This is a genomic window from Roseovarius sp. (assembly GCF_040223625.1).
Taxonomy (GTDB): domain Bacteria; phylum Pseudomonadota; class Alphaproteobacteria; order Rhodobacterales; family Rhodobacteraceae; genus Roseovarius.
Genome location: NZ_JAVKFX010000028.1, coordinates 1 through 17,695 on the forward strand (window position 1 = coordinate 1; position 17,695 = coordinate 17,695).

General features: G+C 67.5%; 19 protein-coding genes. 8 read left to right on the forward strand and 11 right to left on the reverse strand.

From position 1 onward, the window contains the following. Both RLN94_RS08220 and RLN94_RS08225 read left to right on the forward strand, forming a co-directional pair. Window positions 1-280: DsbA family protein (locus tag RLN94_RS08220; protein WP_350168779.1), on the forward strand; the 280-nt coding region annotated here is incomplete at its 5' end. Then, window positions 277-1,392 carry a CaiB/BaiF CoA transferase family protein gene (locus RLN94_RS08225; protein ID WP_350131494.1) on the forward strand — a complete coding sequence of 372 codons (1,116 nt, stop codon included), beginning with the start codon at window positions 277-279 and terminating at the stop codon, window positions 1,390-1,392. The genes RLN94_RS08220 and RLN94_RS08225, both read left to right, overlap by 4 nt. A 90-nt stretch (window positions 1,393-1,482) precedes the next feature. Here RLN94_RS08225 and lpxK read toward each other — a convergent pair whose 3' ends face one another. The 3 genes from lpxK to RLN94_RS08240 are packed head-to-tail and all read right to left on the reverse strand — an operon-like array spanning window position 1,483 to window position 3,921. Then, window positions 1,483-2,493 carry a tetraacyldisaccharide 4'-kinase gene (gene lpxK, locus RLN94_RS08230; RefSeq protein ID WP_350131497.1) on the reverse strand — a complete coding sequence of 337 codons (1,011 nt, stop codon included), beginning with the start codon at window positions 2,491-2,493 and terminating at the stop codon, window positions 1,483-1,485. Then, window positions 2,493-3,671 (reverse strand): 3-deoxy-D-manno-octulosonic acid transferase, encoded by a 1,179-nt coding sequence (locus tag RLN94_RS08235; RefSeq protein WP_350168782.1) that lies wholly within the window; start codon window positions 3,669-3,671, stop codon window positions 2,493-2,495. The genes lpxK and RLN94_RS08235 overlap by 1 nt, the downstream gene beginning before the upstream one ends. Before the next feature lie 7 nt (window positions 3,672-3,678). Further along, entirely contained in the window at window positions 3,679-3,921 is a 243-nt protein-coding gene (locus RLN94_RS08240; protein ID WP_350131502.1) for a DUF4170 domain-containing protein, read from the reverse strand. A gap of 130 nt (window positions 3,922-4,051) precedes the next feature. On the opposite strand from RLN94_RS08240, the gene RLN94_RS08245 reads away from it, so the two are divergent. Continuing rightward, entirely contained in the window at window positions 4,052-4,789 is a 738-nt protein-coding gene (locus tag RLN94_RS08245; RefSeq protein WP_350131505.1) for a glutamine amidotransferase, read from the forward strand. Between the two features lie 4 nt (window positions 4,790-4,793). On the opposite strand, the gene rpiB is transcribed toward RLN94_RS08245, so the two are convergent. After that, window positions 4,794-5,234, reverse strand: a complete 441-nt coding sequence (gene rpiB, locus RLN94_RS08250) for a ribose 5-phosphate isomerase B (protein ID WP_350131507.1) — start codon at window positions 5,232-5,234, stop codon at window positions 4,794-4,796. Between the two features lie 163 nt (window positions 5,235-5,397). Here rpiB and RLN94_RS08255 point away from each other — a divergent pair, with 163 nt between their 5' ends. Next, window positions 5,398-5,859 (forward strand): RrF2 family transcriptional regulator, encoded by a 462-nt coding sequence (locus RLN94_RS08255; protein WP_350131510.1) that lies wholly within the window; start codon window positions 5,398-5,400, stop codon window positions 5,857-5,859. Beyond that, window positions 5,849-6,739, forward strand: coding sequence for an NAD(P)/FAD-dependent oxidoreductase (locus RLN94_RS08260; protein WP_350131513.1), 891 nt, complete (start codon window positions 5,849-5,851; stop codon window positions 6,737-6,739). The genes RLN94_RS08255 and RLN94_RS08260 overlap by 11 nt, the downstream gene beginning before the upstream one ends. 176 nt (window positions 6,740-6,915) lie before the next feature. Here RLN94_RS08260 and RLN94_RS08265 read toward each other — a convergent pair whose 3' ends face one another. The 6 genes from RLN94_RS08265 to RLN94_RS08290 all read right to left on the reverse strand — a co-directional run bounded on the left by RLN94_RS08265 (window position 6,916) and on the right by RLN94_RS08290 (window position 13,396). Further along, the gene (locus RLN94_RS08265) at window positions 6,916-8,262 is read right to left on the reverse strand and encodes a S41 family peptidase (RefSeq protein ID WP_350168785.1); all 1,347 of its coding nucleotides are present in this window, start codon (window positions 8,260-8,262) and stop codon (window positions 6,916-6,918) included. Window positions 8,263-8,269: 7 nt separating this feature from the next. After that, on the reverse strand, window positions 8,270-9,397 hold the full coding sequence (locus RLN94_RS08270) for a murein hydrolase activator EnvC family protein (protein WP_350131519.1): 1,128 nt from the start codon (window positions 9,395-9,397) through the stop codon (window positions 8,270-8,272). Further along, window positions 9,394-10,911: a 2,3-bisphosphoglycerate-independent phosphoglycerate mutase gene (gpmI, locus tag RLN94_RS08275; protein WP_350131522.1), complete on the reverse strand. Its 1,518-nt coding sequence runs from the start codon at window positions 10,909-10,911 to the stop codon at window positions 9,394-9,396. The genes RLN94_RS08270 and gpmI overlap by 4 nt, the downstream gene beginning before the upstream one ends. 108 nt (window positions 10,912-11,019) lie before the next feature. Continuing rightward, window positions 11,020-11,490, reverse strand: a complete 471-nt coding sequence (gene rlmH / locus RLN94_RS08280; RefSeq protein WP_350131525.1) for a 23S rRNA (pseudouridine(1915)-N(3))-methyltransferase RlmH — start codon at window positions 11,488-11,490, stop codon at window positions 11,020-11,022. Then, window positions 11,491-11,880, reverse strand: coding sequence for a ribosome silencing factor (gene rsfS / locus RLN94_RS08285; RefSeq protein ID WP_502949380.1), 390 nt, complete (start codon window positions 11,878-11,880; stop codon window positions 11,491-11,493). Between the two features lie 160 nt (window positions 11,881-12,040). Continuing rightward, entirely contained in the window at window positions 12,041-13,396 is a 1,356-nt protein-coding gene (locus tag RLN94_RS08290) for a mechanosensitive ion channel family protein (RefSeq protein ID WP_350131532.1), read from the reverse strand. A gap of 98 nt (window positions 13,397-13,494) precedes the next feature. On the opposite strand from RLN94_RS08290, the gene RLN94_RS08295 reads away from it, so the two are divergent. Next, window positions 13,495-14,421 (forward strand): histone deacetylase family protein, encoded by a 927-nt coding sequence (locus tag RLN94_RS08295; RefSeq protein WP_350131534.1) that lies wholly within the window; start codon window positions 13,495-13,497, stop codon window positions 14,419-14,421. Window positions 14,422-14,425: 4 nt separating this feature from the next. Here RLN94_RS08295 and RLN94_RS08300 read toward each other — a convergent pair whose 3' ends face one another. Beyond that, window positions 14,426-15,355 carry a LysR substrate-binding domain-containing protein gene (locus tag RLN94_RS08300; RefSeq protein ID WP_350131536.1) on the reverse strand — a complete coding sequence of 310 codons (930 nt, stop codon included), beginning with the start codon at window positions 15,353-15,355 and terminating at the stop codon, window positions 14,426-14,428. Window positions 15,356-15,572: 217 nt separating this feature from the next. Between RLN94_RS08300 and RLN94_RS08305 the strand changes: the two genes are divergently transcribed. Then, a complete protein-coding gene (locus tag RLN94_RS08305) occupies window positions 15,573-16,514 on the forward strand; it encodes an ABC transporter substrate-binding protein (protein ID WP_350131593.1) in 942 nt (313 codons plus the stop codon). Between the two features lie 151 nt (window positions 16,515-16,665). Beyond that, entirely contained in the window at window positions 16,666-17,694 is a 1,029-nt protein-coding gene (locus tag RLN94_RS08310) for a quaternary amine ABC transporter ATP-binding protein (RefSeq protein ID WP_350131539.1), read from the forward strand. Window position 17,695 lies beyond the last annotated feature (1 nt).

Sequence of the window (17,695 nt, forward strand, 5' to 3'; positions counted from 1 at the left end):
CTACAAGCAACAGCGCGACTGGATCGGCAACGGGCAGGACCCGGTGGCCATCGCCGACCGGCTGCGCAAGATCGGCAAGGTGGCCGGGCTGGAGGAAGATCAGCTCGAGGCCTGCCTGACCGACAACCAGAAGGCCAAGACCCTAGTCGCCTGGTACCAGGAGCACGCCGAGGAAGACGATATCAGCTCGACCCCGACGCTGATGATCAATGGCGAGCAGCATTCGAACATGTCCTATGACGAGCTGAAAGAGGTGCTGGACGAGGCGCTCGGCGAATGAAGCAGGCACCGCTGGCCGGGCTGAAGGTCGTCGAGCTGGCCCGGATCCTTGCCGGGCCGTGGGCCGGGCAGACGCTGGCCGATCTTGGCGCCGAGGTGATCAAGGTGGAAAGCCCCGCGGGCGACGATACCCGCGCCTGGGGCCCGCCCTTCATCGAGCGGGGCGAGGACCGGACGGCCGCCTATTTCCATTCCTGCAACCGGGGCAAGGCCAGCGTGGCCGTCGATTTCCGCACCGAGGCGGGCCAGGCCCGCGTGCGGGAGCTGGTGGCCGATGCCGATATCCTGATCGAGAATTTCAAGGTCGGCGGGCTGGCCAAGTACGGGCTGGATTATGCCAGCCTGTCGGAGCTGAACCCCGGTCTGATCTATTGCTCGATCACCGGCTTCGGACAGGACGGGCCCTATGCCCACCGGGCCGGGTACGACTATATCATCCAGGGCATGTCTGGGTTCATGTCGATCACCGGCGACCCCGACGGCCAGCCCCAGCGCGCGGGCGTGGCGGTGACGGACCTGTTCACCGGGCTCTATTCCGTCGCCGGTATCCTCGCCGCGCTGCACCAGCGCGAGCGGACGGGGAAGGGCCAGCATCTCGACATGGCGCTGCTCGACTGCGCGGTGGCGGCGACGGCGAACCAGGCGCTGAACTACCTCGCTACCGGCACGCCGCCGGGGCGGACGGGAAACTATCACCCCAACCTCGCGCCCTACCAGGTGTTCGATTGCGCCGACGGTTACATCATCATCGCCACGGGCAACGATGCGCAGTACCAGCGGCTGTGCCGGGTGCTGGGCTGTGACGACCTGGCCGAGACACCGGAATACCTGCGCAATGCCGACCGGGTGGCCAACCGCGAGGCGTTGATCGCGGCGCTGACGGCGCGGACGCTGACGTTTTCCAAGGCCGACCTGCTGGCCGCCTGCGAGGCCGAGGGCATCCCCGCCGGGCCGATCAACGACCTGTCGGAGGTGTTCGAGGATCCGCAGGTCAAGGCACGCGGCATGCGCGTGGAGCTTGACGGCGTGCCGGGCGTGCGTGGGCCGTTCCGGTTTTCAGATGCGGAGCTGGCGCTGGAGCGGCCGTCGCCGAAGCTGGGCGAGGATGGGTGAGACGTTGGGGGGCGCTCAAGCGCACCCACCATAGGCGGAGGCCACCTGCCCGGAACAGAGCGCGCAGCGCGCCGGGCGAGGCCCCCCGGATCAGGTCCGGGGCGGGTGGGAACCCATGATCTTGTCCAAAGCCTCATCGAAGGCTGACCAATCTTCCACCTCCAGCCTTACCGGCAGGGTCAGAACCTTCTGGCGGAAGGATTGCGGCAGGCGGACGGCATCCTTCTCCGTCGTAACGAGCTGGGCGTTCAGCAGTTTCGCCTCGGCCTCGAGCCGGGTCATCAGCGCCTGTGTCAGTGGCTGGTGATCCTCCAGCGCCTCGGCGCGGGACAGCTCGGCGCCCTGCGCGCGGAGGGTGGCGAAGAACTTCTCGGGGTGGCCGATGCCGGCGAAGGCGAGGAAGCGGGTGCCGGACCAGTCCATCCCGGTCTGCAGCGGGGCGAGGTGGCCGGTCAGGGCGGGAACGGTGACAGTTTTGCCCCATGTCTCGCGGAACGCCGCCTGTGCTTCCCCGGGCCCGATACTGAGCAGCAGGTCGGCGCGGGAGAGGCCGGTTTCCACCGGCTCGCGCAGGGGGCCGGCCGGCAGGCACAGCCCGTTGCCGAAGCCGCGGGCGGCATCGACCGCCACCAGCGAGAGGTCCTTGGCCACCGAGGGGTTCTGGAACCCGTCATCCATCACGATCACGTCGGCCTCGGCCTGTGCCGCCGCCCGCGCCGCCGCGGCCCGGTCGCGGCCGATCCAGACCGTTGTGAAGGCGGCGATCAGCAGCGGCTCGTCACCCACCTCGGCATAGCCGTGGGTCTTCGGGTCGACCTTGACCGGGCCGGTCAGCGTGCCGCCATAGCCGCGCGAGACCACGACCGGGGTGAGCCCCTTCGCCTGCAAGCGTTGCACCAGTGCGATCACCGTGGGCGTCTTGCCGGTGCCCCCGGCATTGAGGTTGCCGACGCAGATCACCGGCACGCCGGGCCGGATTCCCTCGGCCCCGGCCAGCCGACGCGCCGTCGCCCGCGCATAGACCGCGCCAATCGGCGACAGCAGCCGCGCCGCGATGCCCGGAGACCCGGGCGGCCTGTCCCAGAAGGCGGGCGCGCGCATCAGGCGACCGTGCGTTCGTCGAGGGCGAGAAGGATGGCGTCGACAAGCTGGTCCATCACCGCCGCGCTCTGGGTCGCCACGTCCCATGCCGCGTGGGCCATCGCCGCCGACTGGTCGGGCGGGATGATGCGCTGCACCGCCTCGGCCAAGGTCCTGGCGTCGCGCACGATCCGCGCCGCGCCGGCCTCGGCAAAGCGGGAATAGGCGGCGAGGTAGGTGCGGATATTCGGCCCGTAAAGGATGGCCGAGCCATGCGCCGCCGGTTCGTTCGGGTCGCTGCCATGGGCGCCGGCGATGAGCGACGAGCCCATGAAACAGATCGGCGAGATCCGGTACCAGAGCCCCATCTCGCCGCGCGTGTCGGCAAGGATCACCTGCGTCGTCTCGTCCGGCAGGGCGCCATCCGACCACGTGATGTAGCGCAGGCCGCTGGCCTTTAGCGCCTCGTGATAGGGGGCGGGGTCTTCGGGGTTGGCGGGCACGATCACCAGCAGCACCCGGTGCGACATGCCGATCACCGCCTCGTTCGCCTCGAGCACGGTGGCCAGCTCGTCGACATGCAGCCGGGCCGCCAGCCAGACGGGCCGCCCGCGCAGGAGGCCGGTCAGCTCCTCGTGGTCGCTTTCGTTGTAGGGCAGGGGCTTCGAGTCCTCGCGCAGCGCGCCGGTCACGCGGATCCTGGCGTCGCGCAGGCCCACGCGGCGGCGCAGGAAGGTCTCGGTGCCCGCGGACCGCGCCATGATGAACGAGAAGCGCCGCAACGCGCCGCGGCTGGAATTGGGCAGCAGGCGCCAGCCCGGCTGGGTCAGGCGCGATTCGTCGGCATCCACGAGGTAGAGTGGAATGCCCGTCCGGTGCGCCGCGGCCAGGATCGCGGGCTTCAGGTCGCCCGCCGTCCAGACGCAGATATCGGGGCGCCAGTGGTTGACGAAGGCCTGCGCCGGGCCCGAGCTGTCGGCCGGGGTGGGATGCACGTAGACGCTGCCGGGCTCCTCCGGAAGGATATCCGGCGCGCCGGTCAGCAGCACGTGGATATCGGGCCGGGCATGGGCCAGCCGGTCGGCAAGGTGCAGCGCCACGTCGGAATGGGTGCGGGTGGTGGCATGGCACCAGACGACCTCGCCCTCGGGCCGCGAGGGCGGGGCGGGGCTGTCGTTTGACGGTTCGCGCCCTGCCACGGCCGGATCAGCCCAGTTCTTCGGTCGAAGAGGCGGGGGTCTCCTCGTCGCGGAGGCGGTGCAGGTGGGCGATGTAGTAGCGCATGTGGGCATTGTCGACGGTGCGGTGCGCCTCGGACTTCCACGCGTTGTAGGCGCTGTCGTAATCGGGGAAGATGCCGACGATATGCAGGTCATCCACGTCCTTGAAGACGTTGCGCGAGGGGTCTTCCAGCTCGCCGCCGAAGACGAGGTGCAGGCGTTGGGTCATGGCGTGCTCTCCCGCTGGGGTCAAATCGGGCGCAGGGTAGTCCTTTGCCCGGCAGGGTCAAGCGCGCCGCCTTGACGGGGGGCGGGAAAGCGGCCAGTCAGAGGGAGGTTTCCAGCGGGATCGTTCCATCATGCCAAAGCCATTTCTCATCCTGCAACTGCGCCCCGAAGCCGAGGCCTCCAACGACGAATTCGCGGCAATCCTGCGCAAGGGCGGGCTGGAGGAGGGTCAGGCGCGGCGGGTGCGGCTGGACCGGGAGGATATGCCGGGCGATCTGCGGCTCGATGACCTCGCCGGGGTGATCGTGGGCGGCGGCCCCGGCTGTGTCAGCGACGCGCCGGAGGAGAAGACGGAGGTCGAGGCGCGGATCGAGCGGCAGGTTCTGTCGCTGATGCCCGAGATCACGGCGCGCGACTTTCCCTTTCTCGGCTGCTGCTACGGGATCGGCATTCTCGGCAAGCACCTGGCCGGCGATGTCAGCAAGCGGGCGCATGGCGAGCCGGTGGGCACCTCGGCCTGCGAGGTGACGGCGGAGGGCAAGGACGACCCGCTGCTCGACGGCGTGCCCACTGCCTTTGACGCCTTCGTGGGCCACAAGGAGGCGTTGCAGGCGCTGCCGCAGGGCTGTGTGCACCTCGTGCGGTCCGAGGCCTGCCCGTTCCAGATGGTCCGCCACGGCGCCAATGTCTATGCCACGCAGTTCCACCCCGAGGCCGATGCGGACGGGTTCGAGACCCGCATCCGCATCTATCGCAACAAGGGGTATTTCCCGCCCGAGACGGCGGATGACCTGATCGCCATGTGCCGCGCGGCGGAAGTGTTCGCGCCGGAGATGATCCTGCGGAATTTCGTGGCGCGCTACGGCTGAGGGCTTAGCCCTCGATCATGTCGACACGCGTGGCGTGGCGGCCGCCCTCGAACTCGGCCGACAGGAAGGCGTCGACGATGTCGAGTGCCAGCCCCTCGCCCACCACCCGCGCGCCGAGCGACAGGATGTTGGCGTCATTGTGCTGGCGGATCATCCGGGCCGAGAACGTGTCGGCACACACGCCACAGCGGATGCCCTTCACCTTGTTGGCGGCCATCATGATGCCCTGCCCGGTGCCGCAGAGGATGATGCCGAGCGCGCAATCGCCCGAGGCGACCTTCTCCGCCGCTGCCTGCCCGTGCTTCGGGTAGTGAGTGCTTTCGGGCGTCATCGGCCCGATATCCACGGCCTCCCACCCGGTGGCGGTGATGTGCTCGGCGATGGCCTTGCGAAGGTCGATGGCCGCGTGGTCGCTGGAAAGGACGATGCGCTTGGCTTCTGTCATGGGAGGGGTGCCCCGATCTGGAGTGTCATGAATGGGAGGTGGGGACCGCCTAGCAAACCCGGCCGGTTTTCGGAAGCCCGAAAGGGCGCCGCCGCGGGCGGTATCTTGCCGCGGTTCGGGTGGGGGCTTGCGGTGTCGGACGAATCGTAACATATGAAGTTACATGAAACGGGACAGCCGCCTTTCCTCCGTCCTCCACGCGCTCCTGCACATGGCAGAGCGGGACGTGCCGATGACCTCCGAGCAGCTCTCGCGCTGTCTCGGGACCAACCCGGTGGTCGTGCGCCGCACCATGGGGTTCCTGCGCCGGGCCGGGATCGTGGCGTCGGACCGGGGGCAGGCGGGCGGCTGGCGGATCGCGGCGGACCTGTCGGCGATCACCCTGCGCGACCTGCATTTTGCGCTGGAAGAGCCCGGCTTCTTTGCCATCGGCCATCGCAACGACGCGCCCGACTGCCTTGTCGAACAGTCGGTGAATGCCGCGCTGGATCAGACCTTCGCCGAGGCCGAGGCGCTGCTTCTTCGGCGGATGGGAGAGATCACGCTGGCCGATCTCGCACAGGATTTCGCGGAACGTTTTGCCGTACGTCGGCAACAGATCGAGGATCGGAAGAATGAAGCATGACGTCATTGTCATCGGCGGCGGCTATGCCGGTATGGCGGCAGCGCTGCAGTTGCTGCGCGCCCGGCGGTCGGTGGCCGTGATCGACGCCGGGCAGCGCCGGAACCGGTTTGCCAGCCACGCCCACGGGTTCCTGTCACAGGACGGTGTGCCGCCCGGGGAGATTGCCGCGCAATCGCGGGCGCAGTTGGAGCGCTACGCGGACCTGACGTGGATCGAGGGGGAGGCCGTGACGCTCGACGGGGCGCGGGATGCGTTCGAGGTCGGGCTGGGCGACGGGGCGTCGCTCAGCGGGCGCCGGGTTCTGATGGCCGCCGGGGTGCAGGACACGTTGCCGGAGGTCGACGGGATTGGGGAACGCTGGGGCCGGTCGGTCTTTCACTGTCCCTATTGCCATGGCTACGAGCTTGACCGGGGCCGGATCGGCGTGATCGGAAGCGGGCCGATGTCGGTGCATCAGGCGGAACTGCTGACGGAATGGGGGTGTGTCACCTTCTTTCCCAATGGCGCTGTCGCGCTTGAAGCCGATCTGCGCGAGGCGCTGGAGCGGCGCGGGGTGACGGTCGAGGAGGCGGTCATCGAGAGGATCGAAGGCAAGGCCGATATCTGCCTTGCCGATGGCCGCCGGCTTGCCTTTGCGGGGCTCTTCGCCGCGCCGACCGTCTCGCCCGCCAGCCCACTGGCGGAACGGGCCGGCTGCGCGCTGGAGGACACGCCGATGGGGGTGATCCTTCGCACCGATGCCGCCAAACAGACCACGGTGCCCGGCGTCTATGCCTGCGGCGACGTGGCCACCATGCCGCATTCCGTCTCGCTGGCGGTGGGCGACGGCGCGATGGCCGGGGCGCAGGTCCACCGCTCGCTGGTCTGGCCGGAGGCATGAGCGGGATGGCCCCCGGCCATGCCGCGGGCTATGCCGAAAGGGTGGCGCGCAGGTGCCGGGGCTGCGCGATCTGCATGTCATGACGGGCCTGCTTCTGGCCGAGCACGTGCCGGCGCCCGCCGAAACGAAAAGGCCGCGGGCAATGCCGCGGCCTTTCCGGTGTCTGTGAGGCCGGCTCAGTTGCCGCCGTTCAGCGCCGTGAGGCCCTTGAGGATGTCGATGGCATAGGCCAGCTGGTAATCCTCGTCGCGCAGCTTGGCGGCCTCTTCGGCGCGCTCCTGCTCTTCCTCGATCTGGCGGATCTCGTCCTCGGACAGGCTGTCATTGTCCAGCCGGCCGCGCAGATCGGCCTCTGAGCGCGAGCGGGGGCGGGTGTTCTCTTCCGCCTCGTCCTCGTTCTCGCTGGCCGGGGGGGTGCGGGGCTGGGCCACGACGATGTCGGGCGACACGCCCAGCGCCTGGATCGAGCGGCCCGAGGGCGTGTAGTAGCGCGCCGTGGTCAGGCGCATCGCGCCGTCGCCCCGCAACGGCATGACCGTCTGGACCGAGCCCTTGCCGAAGCTCTTGGTGCCCACCACGATGGCGCGGCGGTGATCCTTGAGGGCGCCGGCGACGATTTCCGACGCGCTGGCCGAGCCGCCGTTGATCAGCACCACCATCGGCAGGCCGTTGGCCAGGTCGCCCTCGGTCGCGTTGAAACGCTCGCCATCCTCGGGGTTGCGGCCCCGGGTGCTGACGATCTCGCCCTTGTCGAGGAAGGCGTCGGCCACCTTGATCGCCTGTGTCAGCAGCCCGCCGGGGTTGTTGCGCAGGTCGAGCACGATGCCGGTGACCTTGTCCATCCCGCCCGCGTCCTCGATCTGTTCGTTGAGGCCGCTTTCGAGGTTCTTGAAGGTCTGGTCGTTGAAGGTGGTCACGCGGAGGACGACCGAGTTCCGCTCGGTCCGGGCGCGCACGGCGGTCAGCTTGATGGTGTCGCGGATGATCGAGACGTCGAACGGCTCGGCCTGGCCCTCGCGCACCACGGTGATCACGATTTCCGAGCCCACCGGCCCGCGCATCATGTCGACCGCCTCGTCGAGGGTCAGGCCCAGCACGCTTTCGCCGTCGACATGGGTGATGAAATCGCCCGCCTCGCCGCCCGCGCTGTCGGCCGGGGTGCCGTCGATCGGCGAGACGACCTTCACGAAGCCCTCTTCCTGCGTCACCTCGATGCCGAGGCCGCCGAATTCGCCGCGCGTCTGCACGCGCATGTCGGCGGCATCGTTGGGCGAAAGATAGCTGGAATGCGGGTCGAGCGAGGTCAGCATGCCGTTGATCGCGGCCTCGATCAGTTCGCCCTCGTCGACCTCTTCGACATATTGCGAGCGGATGCGCTCGAAGATGTCGCCGAACAGGTCGAGCTGTTCGTAGACATTCGTCGTCTTGGCGGCTTCCTGCGCCAGAAGCGGCGCGGCGACCTGGGTTGTCACGACCACGCTGGCCAGCGTTCCGGCCACTGCAGCCATAAGGAATTTCTTCATGGGTTCGTCATCCTCTGTCTGTCTTGAACCACGCCTCTGGATCAACCGGCGTGTTGTCCTGCCTGACCTCTACATACAGCGTTTCCGTCTGTCCCGCGCCGCTCCCCTCTCGCGTCAGAAGGTCGTCGGCGCCGGTATCGGGGCCGCCCATCAGGCCGACCGGGCTGCCGCCGGGCAGCACTTCGCCTGTCTTCCCATAGACCACATCAAGCCCCGCGATCACAAGTAAAATGCCGGCCTGAGGCTCGAGAATGATCACATTGCCGTAATCCAGAAGTGAGCCGCGGTAGCGCACCGTGGCGGGCGCCGGGGTGGTCACCAGGGCGCGCGGACGAGTCGCCATGACGATGCCGGGCCGGGTGATCCCGGCGGCGTCGGCCTCTCCGGCACGGCGCAGGACCGTGCCCTTGACCGGCAGCGGCAATTCGCCCTTGCGGTCCGAGATGCCCGGCAGGCTTCCCGGGGCCTCGTCCACCGCGATCTGGCTGAGGCCGCTGGCGAAGCCTTCCAGCGTTTCGGTCGAGGCCACCAGCAGGGCGGTCTGCACCGGGTCCTCGGTAAAGCGCCTGGGCAGGTCGGTGCGGTCGGCAATCGCCTGGCTGAGGGCGGCGCGGGCGCTCTGGGCGCCTTCCAGCCCGTCCTGAAGCTTGTCGGCGGCGCTTTGCTGCAACGCGCGCAGCACGGTCACCTCCTGCAGATCCTTGCGCAGGCTGCGGGCGCGTTCGTTGAGTGCCGGGGCCACCTCGGCCAGGATCATGCCCGAGCGTGCGGTGCCCACGGGGCCCGAGGGATGCACAAGCTGCACCGGGGTGGGCGAGGCGCCGATGCCCTGCAGAACGCCCAGCAATTGCGCGATCTCGCCCTCGCGAGCCTGCAGGTCGCGCGACAGCACCTCTTCGCGGATGGCGGCGCGGCGCAGGCCCTCGCGCATGGCTTCCAACCCGTCCTCGTAGGCGCGGATCGCCTCGGTCAGGGCGCGCACGCGGTTCCTGGCGCCATCGGCCTCGTCCAGCAGCGCACCGGCCTCGGCCAGCCGCGTGGCGGCGGCGCGGGCGGCCTCGGCGGGCTGGGCCGCCTCCTGCGCGGTGGCCGCGCAGGCAAGGCACAGGGCTATGAGCGCGGCCGCCAGCCTCATGACATAAGGCTTTCCCCGGTCATCTCTGAGGGCTTTTCCAGCCCCATCAGCGCCAGCACCGTCGGCGCCAGGTCGGCCAGCCGCCCGGATCGCAATGTCGCCCCTTCCGGCCCGCCGGTCAGGATGACGGGCACCGGGTTCAGCGTGTGGGCGGTGTGGGGCTTGCCGGTCTTCGGGTCGATCATGGTTTCGCAATTGCCGTGGTCCGCCGTCACGATCATCGCGCCGCCGGCCTTGTCAAGCGCTTCGAGCACGCGGCCCAGCCCCTGGTCGACCGCCTCGCAGGCGGCGATGGCCGCCGTCAGGTCCCCGGTATGGCCCACCATGTCGGGGTTGGCATAGTTCACCACGATCAGGTCGAACCCCTTCTCGATGGCACCGATGAAGTGATCGGTCACCTCCGCCGCCGACATCTCGGGCTGCAGATCATAGGTCGCGACCTTGGGGGAGGGGGCCATGTAGCGCTCTTCGCCCTCTTCCGGTGTTTCCTTGCCGCCGTTCAGGAAGAAGGTGACATGGGGGTATTTCTCGGTCTCGGCGGCGTGGAACTGGGTCTTGCCCTGCCTGGCCACCCATTCGCCCAGCGTGTTGGCAGGGCGCTCGTCGGGGAAGATGCAATCCATGTAGGTGGAGTGGCGCCGCGAATACTCGGTAAAGCCGCTGACGATGGCGAAGCGGGGGCGCTTGCCGGTATCGAAGCTGTCGAACTCCGGATCGGCGAAGGCGGCGAGGATCTCGCGCGCCCGGTCGGCACGGAAGTTGAGGCAGAGGATGCCGTCGCCATCGGCCATGCCCGCGTAATCGCCCAGCACGCGCGGCTTGATGAATTCGTCGGTGCGGCCCTTGTCATAGGCGTTGGCGATGCCCTCGGCGGCGGTGGCGGCGGTGTAGCCCTTGGCCTGTGCCAGCGCCTCGTAGGCCAGTTGCACGCGCTCCCAGCGGTTGTCGCGGTCCATCGCGTAATAGCGGCCCGACACGGTGGCAATATAGGCGCCTTCGGGCAGCGACCGGCGCAGCGCCTCGAGATAGGACTTGGCCGAGACCGGCGCCACGTCGCGCCCGTCGGTGAAGGCGTGGATGGCGACGGCAATGCCGTGGCCGGTCAGCGCGTTGGCGGCGGCGATCATGTGGGTGATATGCGAATGCACCCCGCCATCGGACAGGACGCCGAGGATATGCGCGGTGCCGCCCGTTTCCTTCATCTTCTCGACGAAGCGCAGCACGCCGGGCAGGGTGGCAAAGGCGCCGGTCTCGATCGCCTGGTCGATGCGGCGCAGGTCCATCTCGACCACGCGGCCGGCGCCGATATTCATGTGACCCACTTCCGAATTGCCCATCTGCCCCTCGGGCAGGCCCACGTCGGGGCCATGGGTGATCAGCGTGGAATTCGGACAGGTCGCCATCAGCCGGTCGAAATGCGGGGTATCGGCCAGCACCGGCGCGTTGGCCTCGGTCCGGTCCGACAGCCCCCAGCCATCGAGAATGCACAGCACAACGGGTTTGGGTACGCTCATGGTCACTCCTGCCTGCCTGCGCGCCTTCTAGCGCGGTCGCAAGGCCGGGGAAACCGGTTTGCGTTAACAGGCGGGCTCATGCCGCGCATTCGGGCATTCCACGGCGGCTCATTGCCGGTGATAGGGCGCGCCCGCAAGGATCGAGGCGGCGCGGTACAGCTGTTCGGCCAGCATCACCCGGGCCAGCATGTGGGGCCAGACCATCTTGCCGAAGGACAGCTTGAAATCGGCGCGGTCGCGCAGGCCCGGATCGATCCCGTCCGCCCCGCCGATGACGAAGGCCGTATCGCCGCGGCCCTCGTCGCGCCAGCGGCCGAGAAGGTCGGCGAAATCCGGTGAGGAAAGCAGTTTACCGCGCTCGTCCAGCGCCACGGTCAGCGCGCCCTTGGGGATCGCCCGGTCGAGCAGCTCGGCCTCGGCACCCATGCCGCCGCCCTTGCGGTCTTCGACCTCGGTCACGGCAGCGGGGCCAAGCCCCAGCGCCCGCCCCGTCCGGTCGAACCGGGCCAGGTAATCATCGATCAAATCGCGCTCAGGGCCGGAACGCAGCCGGCCCACGGCACAGATATGAACGCGCATTCAGCTTGGTGTGGCGGCGGCCTGGTGGGTCGGCAGCCACATTTTTTCCAGCTGGTAGAACTCGCGCACTTCCGGGCGGAAGACATGGACGATCACGTCGCCCGTGTCGATCAGCACCCAGTCTCCGGTATCCTTGCCCTCGATCTTGCTGGCCACGCCAAGCTCGGATTTCAGGCACTCGGCCAGTTTCTCCGAGATCGACGAGACCTGACGGCTCGACCGGCCGGAGCAGATCACCATGTAATCGCCGATCGCGGTTTTCCCGCGCAGGTCGATCTGCACGATGTCTTCGGCCTTGTCGTCGTCAAGTGAGGTCAGGATACGCTCAAGCTGCGTTTCGCTCGTTGCGTTCATTGCGGGCAAGCCTTGCGCCGCAGGGTCAGCGGCCATTGCCGCGTCAGCCGTAAAAGACAGGACATCGTCCTCCTTCATTGCACACCGCCAAAGCCCCGGTGCCGGGCATGATATAAAGGTAGCAAGCGCAAGGTGACATTTCAATGAATGGCGGGGGCGGCAAAGGCGCCGTGGCGCATTTGCGCCACCTTTTTCGTCAGTCCTTGACGCTCGCGGCTGTCGGCAGCTCCGATCCCGGCGGTTCGGGGTCGTTGCCGAGCAGCCTGACCTCGCGCTGCGGGAAGGGGATGGAGATGCCGTGCTCCTTGAACGCGTCCCACAGTGCCAGGTAGACATTGCCCCGGATATTGGTGAGCCCGCCCGTCGGGTCCGAGATCCAGAACCGCAGGATATAATCGACCGAGCTGTCGCCGAATCCGACGATATGACAGACCGGCTTCTTGAAGCTCAGCACCCGCTCGACCTTCTGCGAGGCCTCGATGGCGATGCGGCGCACCTCGTGCGGGTCGTCGGCATAGGCGGTGCCGAAATAGATATCCAGCCGCACGTAATCGTTTGAATGGGACCAGTTCACCACCTGCCCGGTGATCAGGTCCTCGTTCGGGATCAGGTATTCCTTGCCGTCCCGCGTGGTGATCGAGACGTAGCGCGCGCCAAGGCTGTTGATCCAGCCGAAGGTTTCCCCAAGGCTGATCACGTCGCCCGGCTTGATCGACCGGTCCAGCAGCAGGATCACCCCCGAGACGAGGTTCGACACCACTTTCTGCAGGCCGAAGCCGAGGCCCACGCCGATCGCCCCCGACAGCACGGCCAGCCCGGTCAGGTCGACGCCCACCGCCTTCAGCCCGATGAAGAACGCCGCGCCGTAGAGGATCACCTGCAAGAGCTTGATCGCCAGCACCTGCATCGAGGGCGAGATTTCCTTGTTGCTGCGAATCCGCGCCGACGTGGTGCCCGAGATGAACCGCGCCCCGTACATCAGCAGGATGATCACCGCGACACCCTGAAGGATCACCCAGAGCGACAGGCGCATCTCGCCGAACTCGATCGCCGCGCTTTCCAGAAGCGATTGCGCCTCGTCGGTGAGGTCGAGGATGCTCAGCGTCACCCATGTCCAGCCGACATAGCGCACCGCCGAGCGGATCACGCCGTTGGAGATCAGCCGGGTGACGATGGCGATGATCAGCCATGCCAGCGCCAGTTGCGCCACGATGAACAACAGATAGGAGCGGCTGGGCCACGTCACCTCACGCATGATCCAGACGGCGGGCCAGCTCAGCAGCACGAAGAAGATCAGCCGCAGCCGCCGGTGGATCAGCACCAGGAACCGCATCCGCCATTTCGGCCAGCCCTCGCGCGCGCGCATCCATTCGTACAGGCGCGGCCCGAGCAAGCGCGACAGGATATGCGCCACCAGCACCAGCCCGACGATGATCGCCACCTGGTAGGCGTTCCACGGTCTGAGCAGGTTCAGCGCAAAGACCTGAACCTGGTCCCAGACGCCAAGGGCGATCTGTTGTGCATCCTCGAGAGAGTTGATTTCCTCTTCCATGGACAAAGAGTTACACGAGGTGCCGCACCCGGCAAGTCTGCACTGGACATGGGCGGCATCTGGCGTAGGCTCGGCATCCGCGACAACCGGAGACCATGATGACCACCCTTCTCGTGACCCATGACGATTGTACCCACCACCTGACGCCCGCGGGCCACCCCGAGCGCGTCGCCCGGCTGGAACACCTGATGGCGGCGCTGGAGGGCAAGGCCCTGACCCGGATCGAGGCGCCCGAGGCCAGCGACGACGATGTCTGCCTCGTTCATCCGCAGGTCTATCTCGACCGCATCCGCGCGTCCGAGCCGAAGGAGGGGATCGTCGCGATCGATGCCGATACGCACATGTCGCCCGGCTCCTTCGCGGCGGCGATGCGGGCCGTGGGCGGCGCGTTGCAGGCCGTCGACATGGTCATGGCGGGCGAGGCGGCCAACGCCTTCGTCGCCACGCGCCCGCCCGGCCACCATGCCGAGACCGAAACGCCCATGGGGTTCTGCCTGTTCGGCAACGCCGCCATCGCCGCCAAGCACGCGCTCGACCGGCACGGGCTGTCGCGGGTCGCGGTGGTCGATTTCGACGTGCATCACGGCAACGGCACGCAGGACCTGCTGTGGTCCGAGGCGCGCACGCTGTTCGTTTCCTCCCACCAGATGCCGCTCTGGCCCGGCACCGGCGCGCCCGAGGAACGCGGCGCCCATGACAACGTCATCAACGTCCCCCTCGCCCCGCAGACCGGCGGCGACGGGTTCCGCAAGGCCTACGAGGCGCAGGTCTTCCCGGCGCTGGAAGAGTTCAAGCCGGAGCTTCTGATCATCTCGGCCGGGTTCGATGCCCACAAGGCCGATCCGCTGGCCAACCTGATGCTGGCCGAGGACGATTTCGCCTGGGTCACCCGCAAGCTGTGCGAGATCGCCGCACGGCATGGCGAAGGCCGCGTCGTCTCCTGCCTCGAAGGGGGCTATGACCTGGGCGGACTGTCGCGCAGCGCCGCGGCGCATGTGGACGAGCTGATCCGCGCGGGCGGCTGAGCCGCTATCCGCTGGCGTAGCGCTTGCGCGCGGCGCTTTCGCTCATCAGCCATTCCGCGACCACGTCGCTTTCCGCGTGGGGTTTCGCACGCGTCCGGCGCAGCAGGTAATAGCCCGACTCCGTGCGCACATGCGTCTCGCCCAGCGGTTTAACCAGCGTTCCGGCCTGCAAGTGCCGGTCGACAAGGTGCCCCCAGCCCAGGGCGATGCCCAGCCCGTCGATCGCCGCCTGTATCGCCAGCGGGTAGGTGTTGACGAAGGTCGACAGCCGTACGCTGGCCGGGTCGATGCCGTGATGGCCCAGCCACGTCTTCCAGTTCAGCCATTCGGTATGATTGTTCGTCACCTCGATCAGCGATTGCGCCGGCAGGTGTTCCACCGCCTCCACCCGCGGCTCGCAAAGCAGGTAGCCGGGGGCGCAGACCGGAAAGACCGTCTCGCCGAACAGCCTGTCGGCGGTATAGCCGGGCCAGTCGCCATCGCCCCGCAGGATCGTCAGGTCGAAATGCTCGGCCAGGCACTCGCTGTCGATATCCGAGGACACCAGGCTGATGGTGATGTTGGCGTTCGACTGGTGGAACTTGTGCAGCCGCGGCATCAGCCACAGCGACGAGACCGAGTTGGTCGCGGCCATCCGCACCGTGCTGCGCTGGCGCTCGCTCAGCATGTTTTCCGAGGCGCGCTCCAGCGTCTTCAGCGCAGGCACGATCCCGTTCAGAAGCTTGCGCCCGTGATCGGTCAATCGCACCGAACGGTGCCCCCGCACGAAGAGCGCACAGTTGAAATGATGCTCCAGCAGGCGGATCTTACGGCTGACGGCCGTTTCGCTGACGTGAAGCTCTTTCGCGGCCGCGGCAAAGCTTTCCAGCTCCGCCGCCGCCTCGAAGGTCAGCAGGTAGTCGAGCCGTGGCAGGGCCGCCCTGTTTTTCAGCATCCTTGTCGTGCCTCCCGGCCGGGCCAAGTGGAGAATGCAGTCGCAGCGAAAGCTACAGGGCCGCACCGGGATTTGCCAAACTTTTTTTGGGGCCAACCACAACCAATTTAGAATCAGAACCGGCCCGGATGTTTGCGATACTGCCCCTGCTGAAAGAAGCGACCCGGACAAACCGGGCGTCGAAACGCAATGGGGAGTTAACATGAAACTAGCACATATGGTGTCGGTGGCCGCGCTCGGCCTCGCCACGGCCACCGCCTCGGTGGCGCAGGAAGACAGTTCCGAACCGATCGTCATCCCGATCCACAACTGGTCGAGCCAGATCGTGATGTCGCACGTGGTCGGCCAGATGTACGAGATGATGGGCAACAACGTCGAATTCGTCACCACCGACAGCCAGGCGGTGTACGAATCGGTCCGCCTCGGCGACGTGGCGCTCGAGCTCGAGGTCTGGGAAGGCGCGTTCGGTGCCTCCTTCCGCACCGCGCTGGAAAAGGGCGGCCTGCACGACGCGGGCGACCATGACGCGGTCACGCGCGAAGACTGGTGGTACCCGATGTGGACCAAGGATGCCTGCCCCGGCCTGCCCGACTGGAAGGCGCTCAACGACTGCGCCGAGATCTTTGCCACCGCCGAGACGGGCGACAAGGGCCTGTTCCTCGACGGACCGGTCGACTGGCTCAAGCACGGCAAGGAACGGGCCGAGGCGCTCGACCTGAACTACGTGGTAAAGAACGCGGGCTCCGCCGCCGCCCTCTGGGCGCATATCGGCGCGGCCGAGTCGGACAAGACGCCGGTGCTGGTCTTCAACTGGACGCCCAACTTCGCCGAAGCCGTCTGGCCGGGCGAATTCGTCGAGTTCCCCGAATGGGAAGACGGCTGCGACACCGATCCGGCGAAGGGCCCGAACCCCGACGCGCTCTATGACTGCGGCAACCCCGCCGACGGCTACCTGAAAAAGGCCGCCTGGGACGGGATGAAGGACAAGTGGCCGAACGCCTACGAGGTGCTGACCAAGGTTTCCTTCACGAACGCCCAGATCGCCGACATGGCCAAGCTGGTCGATATCGACGAATACGAGCCGGAAGTGGCCGCCGAAATCTGGCTGGAAGAGAACGAGGATGTCTGGAAAGCGTGGATGCCGGAAGGCGCCACCTGACCCGCCTGTCCGATCCCTGCCCGGCCACCGCGCCGGGCAGGGGGCATTTTCATCGCTCCAGTCGTCCGGATCGCACAAGCCACCCGGGCGATTTGGTCACTTCGCGGGCATGCCGTACCATCGGCCTGCACCAGCCAGGGATAAACCGAACATGACCAGCGACCCCCCCGTCATCTCCTGCCGCAACGCCTGGAAGATCTTCGGGCCAGATCCGAAGGGTTACCTGCGGTCCATGCCCGAGGGGCACAGCTATGACCAGATCCGCGCCGACGGCTACATTGCCGGGGTCAAGGATGTCTCGGTCGACGTGGCCAAGGGCGAGATGCTCGTGATCATGGGGCTGTCGGGCTCCGGCAAATCCACGCTCGTGCGCTGTTTCTCGCGCCTGCACGACATCACCGGCGGCACGATCGAGGTCGAGGGGCAGGACATCATGGCCCTCTCCGAGAACGACCTGATCGAGCTGCGCCGCTCCAAGATGGGCATGGTGTTCCAATCCTTCGGCCTGCTGCCGCACCGCACGGTGCTGGAAAACGTGGCCTTCCCGCTGGAAATGCGCGGGCAGGACAGGCACGCGCGGCGCGAACGGGCGCTGGAGGTGATCAAGCTGGTGGGGCTGGAAGGGCGCGAGGATTACTTCCCGCGCGAGCTTTCGGGTGGCCAGCAACAGCGCGTCGGCATCGCCCGAAGCCTCGCCATCGAGCCCGATGTCTGGTTTCTCGACGAGCCCTTCTCGGCGCTCGACCCGCTCATTCGCCGCGAGATGCAGGACGAGTTCCTGCGCCTGCAGGACATGCTGGGCAAGACCATCGTCTTCATCACCCACGATTTCGACGAAGCGCTGCGCCTTGCCGACCGCATTGCCATCATGAAGGACGGCGCGATCGAGCAATGCGACACGCCCGACCAGATCGTGCTGAACCCCCAGACCGCCTATGTTCGCAAGTTCACCGAGGATATCGACAAGGCCCGCGTCGTCCATGCCGGCGTGCTGGCCGGCCCGGTGAACGGCCACGCCCCCGAGGGCGAGCCCGTGCAGGGCGACATGACCATCCTGCAACTGGCCCGCCAACTGGTGAACGACACGCGCGATCATCTGCCGGTGACGGCGAAGGACGGCACGTTGTTGGGCGTGCTGGAACGGCGCAAGGCGCTCGACGTGCTGCTGGGGGACCAGTGAG

What these genes read in the sequence shown, in the direction of transcription:
- RLN94_RS08225 (WP_350131494.1), top strand. Translation starts at nt 277, where the DNA reads ATGAAGCAGGCACCGCTGGCCGGGCTGAAGGTCGTCGAGCTGGCCCGG.
- lpxK (WP_350131497.1), bottom strand. Translation starts at nt 2,493, where the DNA reads ATGCGCGCGCCCGCCTTCTGGGACAGGCCGCCCGGGTCTCCGGGCATC.
- RLN94_RS08240 (WP_350131502.1), bottom strand. Translation starts at nt 3,921, where the DNA reads ATGACCCAACGCCTGCACCTCGTCTTCGGCGGCGAGCTGGAAGACCCC.
- RLN94_RS08245 (WP_350131505.1), top strand. Translation starts at nt 4,052, where the DNA reads ATGCCAAAGCCATTTCTCATCCTGCAACTGCGCCCCGAAGCCGAGGCC.
- rpiB (WP_350131507.1), bottom strand. Translation starts at nt 5,234, where the DNA reads ATGACAGAAGCCAAGCGCATCGTCCTTTCCAGCGACCACGCGGCCATC.
- RLN94_RS08255 (WP_350131510.1), top strand. Translation starts at nt 5,398, where the DNA reads ATGAAACGGGACAGCCGCCTTTCCTCCGTCCTCCACGCGCTCCTGCAC.
- RLN94_RS08260 (WP_350131513.1), top strand. Translation starts at nt 5,849, where the DNA reads ATGAAGCATGACGTCATTGTCATCGGCGGCGGCTATGCCGGTATGGCG.
- RLN94_RS08265 (WP_350168785.1), bottom strand. Translation starts at nt 8,262, where the DNA reads ATGAAGAAATTCCTTATGGCTGCAGTGGCCGGAACGCTGGCCAGCGTG.
- RLN94_RS08270 (WP_350131519.1), bottom strand. Translation starts at nt 9,397, where the DNA reads ATGAGGCTGGCGGCCGCGCTCATAGCCCTGTGCCTTGCCTGCGCGGCC.
- gpmI (WP_350131522.1), bottom strand. Translation starts at nt 10,911, where the DNA reads ATGAGCGTACCCAAACCCGTTGTGCTGTGCATTCTCGATGGCTGGGGG.
- rlmH (WP_350131525.1), bottom strand. Translation starts at nt 11,490, where the DNA reads ATGCGCGTTCATATCTGTGCCGTGGGCCGGCTGCGTTCCGGCCCTGAG.
- rsfS (WP_502949380.1), bottom strand. Translation starts at nt 11,880, where the DNA reads ATGGCCGCTGACCCTGCGGCGCAAGGCTTGCCCGCAATGAACGCAACG.
- RLN94_RS08290 (WP_350131532.1), bottom strand. Translation starts at nt 13,396, where the DNA reads ATGGAAGAGGAAATCAACTCTCTCGAGGATGCACAACAGATCGCCCTT.
- RLN94_RS08295 (WP_350131534.1), top strand. Translation starts at nt 13,495, where the DNA reads ATGACCACCCTTCTCGTGACCCATGACGATTGTACCCACCACCTGACG.
- RLN94_RS08300 (WP_350131536.1), bottom strand. Translation starts at nt 15,355, where the DNA reads ATGCTGAAAAACAGGGCGGCCCTGCCACGGCTCGACTACCTGCTGACC.
- RLN94_RS08305 (WP_350131593.1), top strand. Translation starts at nt 15,573, where the DNA reads ATGGTGTCGGTGGCCGCGCTCGGCCTCGCCACGGCCACCGCCTCGGTG.
- RLN94_RS08310 (WP_350131539.1), top strand. Translation starts at nt 16,666, where the DNA reads ATGACCAGCGACCCCCCCGTCATCTCCTGCCGCAACGCCTGGAAGATC.